Source organism: Amnibacterium soli, assembly GCF_039544415.1.
Taxonomy (GTDB): Bacteria; Actinomycetota; Actinomycetes; order Actinomycetales; family Microbacteriaceae; genus Amnibacterium; species Amnibacterium soli.
In genome coordinates, this window is sequence record NZ_BAABLP010000002.1 from 81,889 (window position 1) to 97,672 (window position 15,784).

The following is a 15,784-nucleotide window of genomic DNA, read 5'->3' on the forward strand; positions in this document are numbered from 1 at the left end:
TCAGCCGAGCGCGCGGACGAGCACGCGGGTGGCGTCGGCGAGCAGCGCGTCGTCCGACACCGCATCCGGTGCCCGCCGCTCGGACAGCAGCACCATCACGATCGGCGCGCGGCCGGGCGGGCGCACGAGGGCGATGTCGTTCCGCACGCCGTGCGCGCCGCTGCCCGTCCTGTCCGCGACCGTCCACCCCTCCGGCACGCCCGCCCGGATGTACGGAGCACCCGTCGTGCTCCTGCGGAGCAGCCCCTCGAGCAGCCGGCGCCGGGGCTCGGGCAGGGCGGAGCCCATGAGGACCTGCTCGAGGTCCGCGCCGTACGCCTGCGGCGTGGTCGTGTCGCGGTCGTCGCCCGGGACCGCGCTGTTCAGCTGCGGCTCGATCCGGTCGACGGAGGTGGTGCGGTCGCCGAGGGAGCGCAGGAAGCGCTGCACCGCGGGCGGCCCACCGAGTCGCGCCACCAGCAGGTTCGCCGCGGTGTTGTCGCTGTACCGCAGGGCCGCGTCGATCAGCGCCCGCACGGTCATCCCCTGCTCCACGTGCCGTCGCGTGATCGGGGCGTGCGCGAGCAGGTCGGCGGGGGAGTAGCGGACGACCTCGTCGAGCTCGGCGTCCGACGACCGCTGCAGCACGGCGGCGGCGATGAACAGCTTGTTCGCCGAGGCGAACGGGAAGCGCTCGTCCGCGCGGTGCTCGACCCGCCGGTCGGATCCCGTGTCGAGCGCGAGCACTCCGAGGCGCGCGCCGTACCGCGCCTCGAGCTCCCGGAACGCCGCCTGCGCGTCGACCGCGGCGGTCGGTGCGGCGGACGCCCGCGCCGTGACCGCGGGCGGCATGGGGCCGGCAGTCGAGCACCCGGACAGCGCCGCGAGCACCAGCACGGCGAGCGCGGCGGACCGGAGCCGGTGGGAGGCGCGCATCCCGCCATGGTGCCGGTCGAGTCGTCGAGGCGCCCCCGTGGGCGCCGAGGTCGCCCTGGGGAGCGTCCGAGGACGGGCGACGCCCCGCGGCGCTCCCTAGCGTGCTCCCGTGACCCGACTGCCTCCTCCCGAGCTCGACGACGCCGAGGCGTGGGTGCGCCGGCACCTCGGCGACCTCACCCTGGAGGGGCCGGAGGGCGTCGCGGCGTCGCGGCGCTTCGTCGGCGGGCAGACCGCGGCGGACGAGGCGCTCGCCGACTTCGACGTGCGCGGGTACGCGTCGCAGCGCAGCGAGGTGCTGCCCGTCGACGACCGCGGCGCCAGCGGGCTGTCGCCGTACATCCGCCACGGCATGCTGCCGCTGCCGGTGGTCTGGGACCACGTCGCCGGCGGACCCGCGCGCGACGCCGCCAAGTTCCGCGACGAGCTGCTGTGGCAGGAGTACGCGCGGCACGTCTACGCCCGCGTCGGGCGCCGCATCGCCGAGCCGCTGCGCCGCGAGCCCGCCGTCGGCCGGGGCTGGCAGGGCGAGGCGTACCGCGAGGACATGGCGTGCATGGCCGCGGTGCGGCACGAGCTCGTGGAGGACGGCTGGCTGGTGAACCAGACCCGCCTGTGGGCCGCGTCGCAGTGGACGGTGCGGGCCGGGCTCGACTGGCGCGCGGGGGAGCGGGCGCTCTACCGGCACCTGGTCGACGGGTCGCCGGCGGCGAACGGCGTGGGCTGGCAGTGGGCCGTCGGCGCCGGCACGGGCAAGCCCTACGGCTTCAGCCGCTGGCAGGTGGAGAAGCGCGCGCCCGGGCTCTGCGCCTCCTGCCCGCTGCGCCGCGACTGCCCGATCGAGGACTTCCCGCCCGCGCAGACGGGCGCGCAGGTGACGGCCCCGCCCGGGCTCGCGGCGGACCCGGACCCGGAGACGACCGCCGGACCGCTCGTGCCCGAGGTCACCGGCGACCCGGAGGCGGTGTGGCTGACGGCCGAGTCGCTCGGCGACGTCGACCCGGCGCTCGCCGCGCACCCCGACCTGCCGGCGGTGTTCGTGTTCGACGAGCCGCTGCTGCGCTCGCTGACGCTCTCGGGCAAGCGGCTCGTCTTCCTCACGGAGACGCTCGCCGACCTGGCGCAGCGCCGCGAGGTCGAGGTGCACCGCGGCGTCGTGCCCGAGGTGCTCGCCGGGCGCCGCCTCGCGGCGACCTGGGCGCCGGTGCCGGGCTTCCGGGCGCGGGCCGCGCGCCTCGATGTCGCCGCGCTGCACCCCTGGCTCTGGCTGCGCCGCCCGGCCGGGGGCTCCGCGCGCTCCTTCACCGCCTGGGTCGAGAAGCACGGCGGCAGCCCCGGCTCCGCGCACCGCGGCGCACCCCGGCGCGGGCGCTCGCGGGGCTGACCGGCGCGGCGGATCCGGTCCTCGAGGAGGAGGTGCGCGGCACCTGCGTCGGAGGACGCGGCCCCGACGCACGGCGAGGCTCGTCGGCACCGCGAGCGGCGACCCGCCCGCTCACGGCCGCACCGCCGGAAGGACCCGCCATGACCGCCTCCACCGCATCCGCCCCGCCGTCCCTCGCGGCCCGCGTGCGTCGAGCCGCGCTGCTGCTCGGCGTGCTGCCGACCTGCGCCGCGATCCTGGTGATCACCCTCGGCCCGACGTGGCTGGTCGCCGACGGCCTCGCGCTCGTGATGACCGGGCTGGAGCGCTCCGGCTCGACGCTCGACGTCGGCCGCGTCGAGTCGCTGGCGAACACCGCGATGTTCGTGCCGCTCGGCGCCTCCCTTGGGCTCGCCGTCCGGCCGCGCTCCTGGCCGCTCGTGGCGCTCGCCGGTGCCGCGCTGTCCGCGGCGGTGGAGCTCGCGCAGACGCGCCTGCCGGGCCGCGTGCCCGACGTGCACGACCTCGTCGCGAACACGGGCGGCGGCCTGATCGGGCTCGCCGTCGCCGTCGCGCTCGTCGCGGTCGCGCACCTGGCGGCCCTGCTCGTGCGCATCTCGCGACCGGACCGCGGGCGACCGCTCGCCGTCCGCTGACCGGTGTCAGGAGGCGGGCGGGCCGATCAGTCGGTGGTCGTGCGCGTAGACGACCAGCTGCACCCGGTCGCGCAGCTGCAGCTTCGCCAGGATGCTGCTGACGTGCGTCTTCACGGTCGACTCGCTCAGGAACTCGGCGGCGGCGATCTCGGCGTTCGAGGCGCCGCGGGCGGCGCGGGCGAAGACGTGCCGCTCCCGCTCCGTGAGGCTGCGGAACGCCTCCGGCGGCACGGGGGCGGGCGCGGACTCGACCGGCGCGCGGAACAGGTCGGCGAGCTCCTCGGGCGCGAGCACCGAGCTGCCGGCGTGCACGGCGCGGATCGCGGCGAGCAGGAACTCCGGCGTCGCGTCCTTCAGCAGGAAGCCGCTCGCGCCCGCGCGGATCGCGGTCGCCGCCGCGGCGTCGAGCGAGAAGGTGGTGAGCACGATCACCTTCGGCCGCGGCCCGGTCCACCGGTCGCCGAACAGCTCGACCGCCAGCTGCACGCCGTCGAGCACGGGCATGCGCAGGTCGAGCAGCACGATGTCGGGGTCGGTCTGCCGGATGCGCTCCAGCCCCTCCGCCCCGTCACCGGCCTGACCGACGACGACCATGTCGTCCTGCGCGTCCACGATCACCGCGACGCCCGACCGGAACAGCGCCTGGTCGTCGATGAGCACGACGCGGATCGACGCGGTCACGCGGGCACCCGGGGGATCCGGGCGCGGGCGACGAACCGCTCGCCGAGCCGGTCGGTCTCGAGGCTGCCGCCGACGGACTCCACGCGGTCGCGCATGCCCTGCAGGCCTGCCCCCGAGCCGCCGGTGCCTCCGGCGCCCGCGGTGTTCACGACCTCGATCACCAGGTCGGCCGCGCGCCACAGCCGCTGCACCTCGACGGGTGCCCCGTGCGCGCCGTGGCGCAGCGCGTTGGTCAGCATCTCCTGCAGCACGCGGCGTGCCGCGAGGCCGGAGGCGGCGTCGAGCGCGCCCGGCTCGCCCTCGGAGCGCTCCTGCACCTCGACGCCGGCGGAGCGCACCTGCGCGACGAGCGCGTCGAGCTCCGTGCCGTCCACGGACCGCTCGTGCTCGGTGCGCTCGAGCACGTCGCGCACCTCGAGCAGCGACGACCGCGCGGTCGCCGCGATGGTGGCTACGACGTCGCGCACGCGGTCGGTGTCCTGCAGGAAGCGCACCGAGTCGGCCTGGGCGATGATCACGGCGAGCGAGTGCCCGACCACGTCGTGCACGTCGCGGGCCATGGCGGTGCGCGCCTGCTCGATGCCCGCCCGTTCCTGCGCGTCGTCCGCGCGGCCCTCCGCGACCGTGCGGCGCATCGACTCCGACCGGCGCGCGCGGACGGTGCGCACCGCGAAGCCCGCCGTCCAGCAGGCCGTGAGGATCGCGGCCGGCAGCAGCACGACGAGCAGCGCCGTCTGATCGCGCTGGTCGAGGTCGCCCGTGCCGTAGCGCAGGGTGATGCTGGCGAAGCGGCTCTGGAACAGGTACACGCCGCCGGCGAGGCCGCCGATGGAGGCGGACGCGGCCGCGACGATCAGCTCGAACCGGCTGCCCCAGGCGGCCGCCGAGAACACGACGAGCGCGGAGGCGGCCTGCACCAGCGACGGCGGCGCGTGCGCGCTGACCTGCCAGAGCACGGTCAGCCAGCCGAGGGCGAGGGCCAGGGAGGGGAGGAGGCGGTGCACGGCGACCGAGGCCGCACCGGCGAGCAGCACCTCCACGGGGTCGACGTGGAGGGGCCACAGCGCTGAGGTGGTGCCGATGACGAGCAGCAGCGCGGCGAGCGCCGCGTCGACCGTGAGGCCTCCCGGCGAGCGCCGCGCGGCGAGCCGCTGCAGCACCGTCGGCGTCGTCGCGGGGGCGCTCCCGCCGCCGACCGCCTCCGCACGCACGCCCCGAGGCTAGGGGCGTTCGGCGCCGCCGTCCTCCGTCGCGAGTACCGTTCCAGCCCCGACGCCGGACGGAGCGGTCGCTCCGCCGCGAACCGGGCCGCATCGGCGCATCCGAGCGCGAACGGCGCCCGAGGACAGCGCCGCTCAGACGGCGGCGCCGACCATCCCGATCGCGGTGACGCGCACGACGGCCTCGCCCGCCTCGTCGGAGGCCGCGAGGTCGACCACGGCGCTGATCCCGTAGTCGTGGTCGCCCTCGGGGTCGTCGAAGATCTGGCGCACGCGCCACTCGGTCGGCGACTCGGTGACGAGCAGCATCGACGGCCCGCGGGCGTCCGGGCCCGTGCCGAGGCGGTCGTGCTCGTCGAAGTACGGGTCCATCGCCTCCGCCCACGCGTCCGCGTCGAACCCGGCGGCGCCGTCGAGCTCGCCGAGCGCCGCCCAGTCGCCGAGGTCCGCGAGCTGCACGCGCCGGAACAGCTCGTTGCGCACCATCACCCGGAAGGCGCGTACGTTCGCGGTGAGGCGCCGCGGCGCGGGCGGCACCACCGCGCCCTCCGCCGCGGGGTCGTGGCGGGAGGGGTCGAGCAGCTCCTCCCACTCGTCGACGAGCGACGAGTCGACCTGGCGCACCAGCTCGCCGAGCCACTCGATCAGGTCCTGCAGCTCCTCGTTCTTGATCTCCTCCGGGATCGTCTGCCGCGCCGCGCGGAACGCGTCGGACAGGTACCGGAGCACGAGCCCCTCCGAGCGCGACAGCTTGTACAGCGCGCAGTACTCGCCGAAGGTCGCCGCCCGCTCGACCATGTCGCGCACCACCGACTTCGGCGAGAGCGAGAAGTCGCGGACCCACGGCTGCGAGGAGGCGTAGGTCTCGAACGTCGCGTCGAGCAGCTCCTTCAGCGGCTGCGGGTGGGTGATCGACTCGAGCAGCTCCATCCGCTCCTCGTACTCGACCCCCTCCCGCTTCATCGCCGCGACCGCCTCCCCGCGCGCCATGAACTGCTGCTGGGACAGGATCGGCCGCGGGTCGTCGAGCGTCGCCTCGAGGATCGAGAGCACGTCGAGCGCGAACGTCGGGGACTCCGGGTCGAGCAGCTCGAACGCCGCGAGGGCGAAGGGGGAGAGCGGCTGGTTCAGCGCGAAGTCCGGCTGCAGCTCCACCGTCAGACGGATCGCGACGGTGCCGTCGGGCTGCGCCTCCTGCTCCACGACGCCGGCGGCGCGGAGGGTGCGGTAGATGCCGAGCGCGCGGCGGGCGAGCTGCAGCTGCCGGCGCCAGGGCTCGTGGTTGTCGAAGACGAGGGCGTGCACGTTCGCGAACACGTCGCCGCCGCGGCCGATGACGTTCAGCAGCATCGCGCTCGTGATCTGCATGTGGGACGTCAGGGTCTCGGGCTCCGCGGCGATCAGCTTGCGGAAGCTCGCCTCGCCCCACGACACGAACCCGTTCGGCGCCTTCTTCGCGACCCACTTGCGGCGCTTCTTCGGGTCGTCGCCCATCTTCGCGAGCGCCTTGCGGTTCTCCGACTCGTGCTCCGGAGCCTGCACGACGACGGTGCCCGCGGTGTCGTAGCCGGCGCGGCCCGCGCGGCCGGCGACCTGGTGGAACTCGCGGGCGGTCAGGTGGCGCATTCGGGTGCCGTCGAACTTCGTCAGTCCGGTGAGCAGCACCGTGCGGATCGGCACGTTGATGCCGACGCCGAGGGTGTCGGTGCCGCAGATGACGCGCAGCAGGCCCTGCTGCGCGAGCTGCTCGACGAGCCGCCGGTACTTCGGCAGCATCCCCGCGTGGTGCACGCCGATGCCGAGGCGCAGCAGCCGGCTCAGCGTCTTCCCGAACGCGGTGGTGAAGCGGAAGCCGCCCATCACCTCGGCGATTCGGTCGCGTTGCTCGCGCGTCGCGACGCCCGCGCTGGCGAGCGCCTGCGCCCGCTCGAGCGCCGCCGCCTGCGAGAAGTGCACGACGTAGACGGGCGCCTGACCGGAGTGCAGCAGCACGTCGATGGAGTCGTGGATCGGCTCGAGCTCGTACGCGTAGGTCAGGGGCACGGGGCGCTCGACGCCGGTGACGCTCGCGGTCTCGCGCCCGGTGCGCCGGCTGAGGTCCTCGGCGAGCGCGGTCACGTCGCCGAGGGTCGCCGACATGAGCACGAACTGCACCTGCGGTAGGGTCAGGAGGGGGACCTGCCACGCCCACCCGCGGTCCGGGTCGGCGTAGAAGTGGAACTCGTCCATCACGACCTGCTGCACGGGGGCGTCCGGGCCGTGGCGCAGCGCGAGGTTCGCGAGGATCTCCGCGGTGCAGCAGATGATCGGGGCGTCGGGGTTGACGGAGGAGTCGCCGGTCACCATGCCGACGTTCGCGGCGCCGAACACCTCGACGAGGGCGAAGAACTTCTCGCTGACCAGGGCCTTGATCGGCGCGGTGTAGTAGCTGCGCTGCCCGAGCGCCAGCGCGACGGCGTGCGCGCCGATCGCGACGAGCGACTTCCCGGTCCCGGTCGGCGTGGACAGGATGAGGTTCGCGCCCGAGACGATCTCGATCATCGCCTCCTCCTGCGCCGGGTACAGGGCGAGGCCGCGCGCCTCCGCCCACTCGGCGTAGGCCAGGAAGGCGGCGTCCTCGTCGAGGGACCCGTCGGGGAGCCGGGGCGGCATGAGGTCGAGCAGCGAAGAGACGATCCGTCCAGTCTCCCAGGCCCGGCTCGTCGCAGGCGCACCTGCGACGATCGACGGATGACGGGGTGGCTCGCGCTCGGCTTCGGGCTCCTGCTCGTCGCGATCGGGGTCAACGGGGTGCGCGGCGAGCGCCGGGCGGCGATCCGTGGTCGACGGCCGGTCCGGGACGACCACACGTCGTCGGTGGCGCTGCTCTTCATCCTCGGCGGCGCCGCGGTGCTGCTCGGGCTCGCGATCCTGTTCGTCTTCCCGCGGTAGGACCGCCCGGCGCTCGGGCCCCGCTCCAGCAGCGGTGGAGCGACTCCGCGAACCGCCCGGGGCGCGCCCTCATCGGACCTGCTTCCCGTCCCCTTCACGAACTGCCAGGGTTGAGCGCGTGACCGACGATCGCACGCCCGCCGAGTCCGAACCGAACCCCGCATCGTCGTGGGCGGCGCCGTCGGGCGAGCGGCCCGTGCCGCCCGCTCAGCCCGCCGCCGCTCCGGCCGCCGCGGTGGCCGCGCCGCCTCCTCCCGGTCGCCGGCCCGGGCTGCCGCTGCCCGCGATCCTCGGCATCGTCGGCGGCGCCGTGCTGCTGCTCGTGCTCGTCGTGATCGTCGGCGGCATCGCGCTGATCGCCGCGAGCCGCTCCGGCTCGGGCGGCGGCGGCACACCGGCGGCGGCCGGCCCGCAGTCCGTGGTGCGGAGCTACCTGACGGCGATCGCCGCGGGCAAGGCCTCCACCGCTCGGCGCTACCTCACGGGCGACGAGGCCGAGAGCCCGATGCTCACGGACGCCGTGCTGCAGCAGTCGCGCTCGATCGCGCCGATCAGCGGCATCAGGGTGGGCAAGCCGACGGGGGGCGGCTCGACCGCCGACGTGCCGGTCCGGTACCGCCTGGGCACCCGCACCGTCAGCGCCTCGTTCCACCTGTACCAGCAGGACACCGGCTACATCATCACGTCGGGCCTCGTCCAGCTTCCCGGCGCCCCGCTCAAGGGGCTCGACGTCACGGTGAACGGCGTGAGGACCACGATGCCGGACGACGGGCTGCAGGTCTTCCCAGGGGCCTACCGCGTCGCGCTCGCCTCGCCGGCGCTCGCGCTCACGGGGGACGGCAGGGTCGACCTCACGAGTCCGGACCAGTTCCTGCGGTACGACGCGCTGAAGCCCGAGCTGTCGGACGAGGGGCTCGCGACGTTCCGCAGGCTCGTCAAGGCGTCCGTGAAGCACTGCCTGGCCCAGCGGACCCTCTCCGCCGGGTGCGGGCTCTCCATCAAGTCGCCGCTGCGGGACGGCGTCCGCTTCGACCAGGGCAGCGTCCGGCGGTCGTCGACTCCGGAGATGACGGCGAAGATCGCGCACCTCGAGCCGACCTCGACCCTCGACACGCCCTCGCTGATGTCGGCCGGGGTCTTCAAGTCGCCGGACGTGAAGGCGACGGGCTCGAAGAACGGCGCGCACGGCAGTTTCTCGCTGCTCTTCGGCCCGGTGCTCGGCACCGCCTACGTGGACATGTCGGCGAAGGACCCGCAGGTCAGCTGGCGCTGACCGGTCGGCCGGGCGCGCTCGGCCGACCGACCGCGCCGGTCGACCGCGCGGGATGCGGCGGGACGGCGCAGCGGGCGGATGTCACAGTCCGCCGCGAGCGGACACCACCTCTTCGCAGGCACTCCTGCGACCACCGCCCGCAGGCCTCTCCGGCCGCGCCGACCGAGAGCAGCCCGCCGATGTCCGACCGCCGCCTCCGCCTCCCCGCCGCTCCGCCCCCGTCGGCGGCGACCGCCGCCGACGTCGCGGCCGCGGCGCGGTCCTGACGTCGGCCGCGACGGCACGAGCGGGGAAGGGGGAGCGGTGCAGGACCCGACGGCGATGTCGACGAGCGAGGCGGCGCTCTGGTCGGCCGCGCGGCAGGCCGACGAGCGCGCGTTCGCGGGCGTCTTCGATCTGCACCGCGACCGGGTGTTCCGGCACGCGATGCGGCTCGCGGACACGAGGGCGGACGCCGAGGACGTGGTGGCGATGGCGTTCACGGACCTGTGGCGGCGGCGCGACGACGTCCGCGTCGTCGACGGGTCCGTGCTGCCGTGGCTGCTCGTGACCACCACCAACCACGCGCGGAACGCGGGGAGGGGCAGACGGCGGTACCGCACGATGCTGCTCGGGCTGCCGCACACCGACGAGGACGACGCGGCGGTTGTGGCCGTCGGCCGGATCGAGGCGCGAGAGCGGCGGGAGGCGCTGCGGGCCGCGATCGCGAAGCTTACCCCGACCGACGCCTCCCTCCTGCTGCTGACCGTGGTGGAGGGGATGAGCGCGGTCGACGCGGCGGCGGCGGTCGGCGTCACCCACGACGCCGCCCGCACGCGACTGACGCGGGCGCGGCGGAAGCTGCGCGTGCTGCTCGAGGCGGCGGGCGTGCGCATGGACACGGAGGCGGGGCAGTGATGCACGACGAGCACCTCGACGACCGGGTCGCCGACGAGATCCGCGGTCGACTGATGCGCGAGGTCGTCGCCGATCGCGAGCGGTCCGTGCGCGGCGGCCGCCCGACGTCCGCGCGTGCCCGCACCCCCTGGTTCCCGGTCCTCACCTCCATCGCGGTCGCCGTCGTGGTCGTCGCGGTGTCGATCGCGGTGCTGCTCGCGGCGCCGCGGCCGGTCCCCGCGGACCCGCAGCCCACGCAGACGCACGTGTTCGGCGGCAGCTGCGGCTCGCTGCTGCCGGGCGCCGCGGCTCGGGCGGCGGTGGGCACCGCGCTGGGGCGCCCGCTCGACGTCACCCGGACGCAGGCGGCGGGCTCCGGCAGCGGCCTCACCTCGCTGTACGCGGTCGGCGGGCTCGAGTGCACGTGGACCCCGGCGGAGGCGGACGTCGCCGACGGAGCCGCCCTCGATGTGGGCGCGGCGCCCGCCGCGCTCGCGCCGAAGGCAGCCGAGGCGCCGTACTGCTACCGCGTCGGCGAGAAGCCCGTGCAGACGGCCTGCACCTTCAGCCGCCGCAGCCACGGCATCTGGTTCACCGGTCGGCTCACGGTGGAGCGGGGCGGCCGGGCGGTCGTCCTCGCCCGCCTCCGCGTCCTGGGCAGGGCCTTCGACGCGGCGGCGCGGGAGCCGGGCGCTGCCGCACCCCTCGCGAAGCGCACCGCCGGCGCCTGGCCGCGCGGCACGGACTGCAGCGCGCTGGTGCGCGAGGCGCGCCTGGCGAGCGTGCTGCAGGCGCCGGGTCTGGCCGGCTCGTCCGGGAACGGCCCCGCTGAGCCGTCGGATGCGCAGCTCCGTGCCCGCGACCACCTCGGGGCCACGCCCTGCATCGCGGAGACGCAGGGGGACGGCGGCCCCGCGGGCATCACGAGCCTCGCGTTCTCGGTCTACCCGGACGCGGCGGCCGTGCGCGCGCTCGTCGACGCCGACCCGAGCGCGAGGACGGTGCGCACCGCCTCCGGCCGTCGCGTGATCGTGACTCGGGACCGTGACGGTGCGCAGGTGATCCACGCGTTCGACGGGCCGGACTACCTGCAGGTGTCGCCGGACGGCCGCCCGGTGCAGGTCGTGCTGCGCGCGGTGGACCCGCTGCTGCGCGTCCTCGACACGACGCGGTGACCGCGTTCTGACCGGATCCGGGACGTGTGACCAGGGGAGAGCCCTGGTCACACGTCCCGGATCCCGGCAGACGGGGTCAGCCGGTGTTCTGGAGGCCGGCCGCGACGCCGCTGACGGACAGCAGCAGGAGGCGCTGCAGCTCGGGGTCGGCCGGCACGCCGTCCGGGGCCTCGCGCAGGGCGCGCAGCGCGCGCAGCTGCAGCAGCGAGAGCGCGTCGACGTAGGGGCTGCGCATCTTCACCGCGCGCTGCAGCACGGGCTTGTTCGTCAGCAGCTCGCCGCCGCCGGTGATGCGCAGCACCCAGTCGCGGGTGCGGTCCATCTCCTCGAGCACCAGGCCCGCCAGGTCCTCGCGGTCGCCGAGCGCCAGGTAGTGGCGGGCGATGCGCTGGTCCGCCTTGGCGAGGCCCATGGCGACGTTGTCGACCATCGTGCGGAACAGCGGCCAGTCGCGGTACGCCTCCTGCAGCAGCGCTTCGTCGCCGACCGCCTCGAGCGCGCTGCCGAGCCCGAACCAGCCGGTGAGGTTGATCCGCGCCTGGGTCCACGAGAACACCCACGGGATCGCCCGCAGGTCCTCGAGGGACTCGACGGACAGCCCGCGCCGCGCGGGGCGGGAGCCGAGCGCGAGCAGCCCGATCTCCTCCATCGGCGTGACCGTGGCGAACCAGGGCGCGAAGCCGGGCGCCTTCACGAGCGAGAAGAAGCGCTCGCGCGAGGTCGCGTCCATCGTCGCCGCGACCTCGGCGAAGCGGGTCGCGGCCTCCTCGTTGCGCGTCTCAATGGAGGGCGCGGAGGCGAGCAGCACCGCGGCGGCGACCTGGTCGATGTGCCGCATCGCGATGTCGGTGCCGCCGTAGCGGGCGAAGATCACCTCGCCCTGCTCGGTGAGCTTGAAGCGGCCGTCGACCGAGTGCGGCGGCTGGGCGAGGATCGCGGAGTTCGCCGGGCCGCCGCCGCGCCCGAGGGCGCCGCCGCGCCCGTGGAAGAGCGTGAGCACGATGTCCTGCTCGTGCGCCCACGTCGCGATCCGGCGCTGCGCCTCGTAGAGCGCGAGCGTCGCGGCGACCGGGCCGACGTCCTTCGACGAGTCGGAGTAGCCGAGCATCACCTCGAGGCGCCGGCCGGTGGCCTCCAGGCGGGCGGCGAACTCGGGGTGCTCGACGATCTCGGCGAGGATCTGCGGCGCGGCCTGCAGGTCGGCGAAGGTCTCGAACAGCGGGACGACGTCGAGCACCGGCGGCGTCCCGTCCGGGCCGACCGCGGCGCGCGCGAGGCGGTGCACGGCGGCCAGGTCGTCGGCGGACCGGGTGAAGGAGACGATGTAGCGGCCGGCGGCGCGCGGCCCGTAGCGCTGCTGGATCTGCGCGATGGTGCGCACGACCTGCAGCACCTCCTCCGCCTGCTCGCTGAGCGGGCCGCCCGCCTCGATCTCGCCGAGCACCTTCGCGTGCACCGCGGAGTGCTGCCGGACCTCGAGCTCGGCGAGGTGGAAGCCGAACGTCTCGACCTGCCAGATGAACTGCTGCAGGTGGCCGTAGGCCTGCCGCGGCGCGTTCGCCCGCACGAGCGAGTCCTGCAGCACCCGCAGGTCCGCGAGCAGCTCCTCCGGGTCCCGGTACGCCAGGTCGGCGTCGCGGGTGCGGGTGGCGGTGATGCGGCGCGAGAGCAGCAGCAGCACGCGGCGGTGCGGTTCGTTCGGCGAGCGCTTCGCGATCTCGGCGGCAGCCTCCTCGTCCGCGGACCGCAGGCGCCGCCACAGCGCGAGCAGCGCGTCGGAGGGCGGCGTGCTCGTGGCGTCGAGCGTCAGCGTGCGGCCGACGCGGGCCGCGGTCCGCTCGAGGCCGAGCAGGATGTGCTCGCTCGCGATCGCGGCCGCCTGCTTCGTGACGCCGGAGGTGACGAACGGGTTGCCGTCGCGGTCGCCGCCGACCCAGGTGCCGATGCGGACGAACGGGTGCACGAGGGGCGCGGCGTCGCCGGACCGCTCGCCGCGCAGCACGTCGTCGATGCGGCGGTAGACGGCCGGGATCGCCGTGTACAGCGTCTCGTCGAACACCGCCATGATCGATCGGACCTCGTCGACGGGCGACGGCTTCTCCGCGCGCAGCGGCGCGGTGCGCCACAGGGTGTCGATCTCCTCGAGCATGCTCCGCTCGATGCGGGCGCGCTGCGGCTCGCCCTTCGGGTCGTCGTGCTCGTCGAGCAGGTCCGCCAGGCGCCGGATGCTCGCCGACACCGCCCGGCGCCGCGCCTCCGTCGGGTGCGCGGTGAAGACGGGGTGGAACCGCATGCCCTGCAGGCGCTCGAGCGCGGCCTCCTCGCCGAGCTCGCTCGACAGCTGCGCGTAGGCGCTCCGCACGGAGTCGGCGGGGTTGCGGGAGGCGCCGCCCTCCCGCTCGCGGAGGGCGCGGACCCGCTGGTGCTCCTCCGCGAGGTTCACGAGGTGGAAGTAGGCGGTGAAGGCGCGGGCGACCTCGTCGGCGCGGGCCACGGTCAGCTCGTCGGCGATCGACGCCGCGGCGGAGAACGCGAGGTCGGTCTCGTCCGTGTAGGCGTGGATCGTCGCGAGGCGCAGCCGCTCGACGTCCTCGAACAGGCCGGGGGAGCCGCTCTCGCGCAGCACCTGGCCGAGCAGCGCGCCGAGCAGCCGCACGTCGGCGCGCATGCGCTCCGGGATCTCCTGCTCGGCGTCGAATCGTCCGACGACGTCGATCGACTCGGGCTGCGCGGCTTCAGGCATGCCCCAACGCTAGAGGGCCCGTGTTTCGCATTCGTTCCGGGCCGTCATCCGCCAACGCGGCTCAGGGCGCGGGCGTGGCCCTCAGCGGCCAGGGGAGCGCGGCCGGGTCGGTCGCGGGACCGGGATCCGAGCCCGCGTCGCGCTCGATGACCGTGCCGTACTGCTCGATCTGCCCGATGTCGCGCAGTGCGGAGGCCAGCCCCCCGTCCTCCGGACCTTCGAGGCCGACCGACTTGCGCACGCTCAGGATGAAGCCCACGTCCCGATTGTGCTCCTCCCGGGCCGCGTCGGACGTCCCGGGCACGCACGGACGCGCGGATCGTCCGGACCCGCCCGGATGCGCGGGCGGCAGCGACGAGGATCGGAGGATGACCCGGACCGACGGCCGCTGCCCCTGCGGCGGCGGGGACTACGCGACCTGCTGCCGCCCGTTCCACGAGGGCGCGCCGGCACCGACGGCGGAGGCGCTGATGCGGTCGCGGTACTCGGCCTTCGCGCTCGGGCTCGGCCCCCACCTCCGCGACACGTGGTCGACGGCGACGCGACCGGCGGACCTCGACCTGGACGACGGCCTCGAGTGGCGGCGGCTGCAGATCGTCGACACCGTGCGCGGGGGAGCGGACGACGACGAGGGCGTCGTCGAGTTCCGCGCCGCCCACCGCTCGGCGGAGGGGGCCGGCGTGCTGCACGAGCGCAGCCGGTTCGCGCGGGAGGACGGCCGCTGGGTCTACGTCGACGGGGACCTGCTCGCCTGACGGCCGGTCAGCGGGAGCGGCGGCCCGGCTTCGGCTTGGGCTTCGGCTGCTGGCGCTGCTGCTGCTTGTGCTTCTGGACGGGAGGCGTCGCGCGCTGCTTCGCCGGCTGCCGCTTCGGCTCCGGCGCACGCTTCGGCGGGGGCTCGGGCGCGGCGGGCTCGGCGCGGGAGCTGTTCGCCGTGCGGCCGCGGACGATGCCGATGAAGTCGTCGACCAGCACGCCGCCCTCCGAGCGCAGCCAGACGAGCCCGACCCGGGTCGGTTCCGCGTCGGCGACCGGTCGGGCGACGACGTCGCGGCGGCCCGTGGCGCGGAAGACGGACTGCGGCATGCGGGCGATCCCGTGCCCCGCGGCGACGATGTCGAGCACGCCCTCGTCCCAGCCCGGGTAGAGCTGCTCGTCGGCGAGGTCCGCCTCCGTCACCTCGTCGAACACCTTCACGGGGTGGTCCTTCGCCGCGACGACGACGGGCGTCTCCTCCCAGAGCGGGATGACGTGCACCTCGTCCGCGGCGATGCCCTCGACGGGCAGCCGGGCGAACACCATGCGCACGCGGTCCCGCAGCGCGTCGGCGGGGCGCTCGACCGGCACGACCTCGAGCGGCACGTCCTGCATGCGGTCCCGCCACGCCCGCACCCAGCGGTCGGGGGTGACGCCGGCGACGACGCCGATCACGAACGGTTCCGCCACCGGGCCGAGGGTACCGTTTCCCCGTGGCCCAGGAGCAGACGATGAAGCCCGAGACCGCGGCGAAGAAGCTCGGGGTGCTGCTCGAGGCGACCCCGGAGGCGTTCCGCGCGGCCCCCGTGACCCGCACCGCGCTGCAGGAGCTGCAGAACGAGCCGCCGGAGTGGCTCGTCGAGCTGCGCCGCACCGGCCCGCACCCGCGACCGGTCGTCGCCGCGCGCCTCGGCGTCTCCGTCGCCGGGCTGCGCCGCGCCGACGTGACCGAGCCGCTGACCACGGAGCAGATCCAGGCGCTGCTCGAGGAGAAGCCGGAGTGGCTGACCCGCGAGCGCGAGACCCACGCGGCCGTGATGGCCGAGAACGCCCGCATCAAGCGGGACCGCGCCGCCGCGGCTGCCGCACCGCGCACGCCCCAGCGCTGAGCCGGCCTCCGGGAAGGGCCCGGACAAGCCGATCGCCCGGTGGCCGGGGCGCTGCCTCCGGCTCTCCCGAGCGATCGATCAGGGCT

Annotated in this window: 15 protein-coding genes; 8 read left to right on the forward strand and 7 right to left on the reverse strand. The window is 75.4% G+C overall.

Features of this window, described 5'->3' with window-relative positions; all coding sequences use genetic code 11:
* On the reverse strand, positions 1 to 915 hold the full coding sequence (bla, locus tag ABEA53_RS04360) for a class A beta-lactamase (RefSeq protein WP_345479778.1): 915 nt from the start codon (positions 913 to 915) through the stop codon (positions 1 to 3).
* 109 nt (positions 916 to 1,024) lie between these two features.
* On the opposite strand from bla, the gene ABEA53_RS04365 reads away from it, so the two are divergent.
* The gene (locus ABEA53_RS04365; protein ID WP_345479779.1) at positions 1,025 to 2,299 is read left to right on the forward strand and encodes an FAD-binding domain-containing protein; all 1,275 of its coding nucleotides are present in this window, start codon (positions 1,025 to 1,027) and stop codon (positions 2,297 to 2,299) included.
* Positions 2,300 to 2,439: 140 nt separating this feature from the next.
* A complete protein-coding gene (locus ABEA53_RS04370; protein ID WP_345479780.1) occupies positions 2,440 to 2,934 on the forward strand; it encodes a VanZ family protein in 495 nt (164 codons plus the stop codon).
* Positions 2,935 to 2,940: 6 nt separating this feature from the next.
* Here ABEA53_RS04370 and ABEA53_RS04375 read toward each other — a convergent pair whose 3' ends face one another.
* The 3 genes from ABEA53_RS04375 to ABEA53_RS04385 form a co-directional block, all read right to left on the reverse strand.
* Positions 2,941 to 3,615, reverse strand: a complete 675-nt coding sequence (locus ABEA53_RS04375) for a response regulator (protein WP_345479782.1) — start codon at positions 3,613 to 3,615, stop codon at positions 2,941 to 2,943.
* Complete coding sequence (locus ABEA53_RS04380) at positions 3,612 to 4,826, reverse strand: sensor histidine kinase (RefSeq protein WP_345479784.1); 1,215 nt, start codon at positions 4,824 to 4,826, stop codon at positions 3,612 to 3,614. The genes ABEA53_RS04375 and ABEA53_RS04380 overlap by 4 nt, the downstream gene beginning before the upstream one ends.
* 144 nt (positions 4,827 to 4,970) lie before the next feature.
* The gene (locus ABEA53_RS04385) at positions 4,971 to 7,487 is read right to left on the reverse strand and encodes a DEAD/DEAH box helicase (protein WP_345479785.1); all 2,517 of its coding nucleotides are present in this window, start codon (positions 7,485 to 7,487) and stop codon (positions 4,971 to 4,973) included.
* A 78-nt stretch (positions 7,488 to 7,565) separates the two neighbouring features.
* Between ABEA53_RS04385 and ABEA53_RS04390 the strand changes: the two genes are divergently transcribed.
* The 4 genes from ABEA53_RS04390 to ABEA53_RS04405 all read left to right on the forward strand — a co-directional run bounded on the left by ABEA53_RS04390 (position 7,566) and on the right by ABEA53_RS04405 (position 11,090).
* The gene (locus tag ABEA53_RS04390; protein ID WP_345479786.1) at positions 7,566 to 7,766 is read left to right on the forward strand and encodes a hypothetical protein; all 201 of its coding nucleotides are present in this window, start codon (positions 7,566 to 7,568) and stop codon (positions 7,764 to 7,766) included.
* 118 nt (positions 7,767 to 7,884) lie between these two features.
* Positions 7,885 to 9,039, forward strand: coding sequence for a hypothetical protein (locus ABEA53_RS04395; protein ID WP_345479787.1), 1,155 nt, complete (start codon positions 7,885 to 7,887; stop codon positions 9,037 to 9,039).
* Between the two features lie 303 nt (positions 9,040 to 9,342).
* Entirely contained in the window at positions 9,343 to 9,936 is a 594-nt protein-coding gene (locus ABEA53_RS04400) for an RNA polymerase sigma factor (protein ID WP_345479788.1), read from the forward strand.
* Positions 9,936 to 11,090, forward strand: a complete 1,155-nt coding sequence (locus ABEA53_RS04405; protein ID WP_345479789.1) for a hypothetical protein — start codon at positions 9,936 to 9,938, stop codon at positions 11,088 to 11,090. Before ABEA53_RS04400 ends, ABEA53_RS04405 begins: the two co-directional genes overlap by 1 nt.
* Positions 11,091 to 11,166: 76 nt before the next feature.
* Here the strand turns inward: ABEA53_RS04405 and ABEA53_RS04410 are convergent, their stop codons facing one another.
* Together ABEA53_RS04410 and ABEA53_RS04415 are read right to left on the reverse strand one after the other, a co-directional pair.
* Positions 11,167 to 13,833 (reverse strand): phosphoenolpyruvate carboxylase, encoded by a 2,667-nt coding sequence (locus ABEA53_RS04410; RefSeq protein WP_345479790.1) that lies wholly within the window; start codon positions 13,831 to 13,833, stop codon positions 11,167 to 11,169.
* 61 nt (positions 13,834 to 13,894) lie between these two features.
* Positions 13,895 to 14,092, reverse strand: coding sequence for a hypothetical protein (locus ABEA53_RS04415; protein ID WP_345479791.1), 198 nt, complete (start codon positions 14,090 to 14,092; stop codon positions 13,895 to 13,897).
* A 109-nt stretch (positions 14,093 to 14,201) separates the two neighbouring features.
* On the opposite strand from ABEA53_RS04415, the gene ABEA53_RS04420 reads away from it, so the two are divergent.
* Positions 14,202 to 14,588 carry a YchJ family protein gene (locus tag ABEA53_RS04420; RefSeq protein ID WP_345479792.1) on the forward strand — a complete coding sequence of 129 codons (387 nt, stop codon included), beginning with the start codon at positions 14,202 to 14,204 and terminating at the stop codon, positions 14,586 to 14,588.
* A 7-nt stretch (positions 14,589 to 14,595) separates the two neighbouring features.
* On the opposite strand, the gene ABEA53_RS04425 is transcribed toward ABEA53_RS04420, so the two are convergent.
* Positions 14,596 to 15,279, reverse strand: a complete 684-nt coding sequence (locus ABEA53_RS04425; protein WP_345479793.1) for a LysR substrate-binding domain-containing protein — start codon at positions 15,277 to 15,279, stop codon at positions 14,596 to 14,598.
* A gap of 41 nt (positions 15,280 to 15,320) precedes the next feature.
* Here ABEA53_RS04425 and ABEA53_RS04430 point away from each other — a divergent pair, with 41 nt between their 5' ends.
* Positions 15,321 to 15,698 (forward strand): DUF5997 family protein, encoded by a 378-nt coding sequence (locus ABEA53_RS04430; protein ID WP_345480570.1) that lies wholly within the window; start codon positions 15,321 to 15,323, stop codon positions 15,696 to 15,698.
* Positions 15,699 to 15,784: the final 86 nt, after the last annotated feature.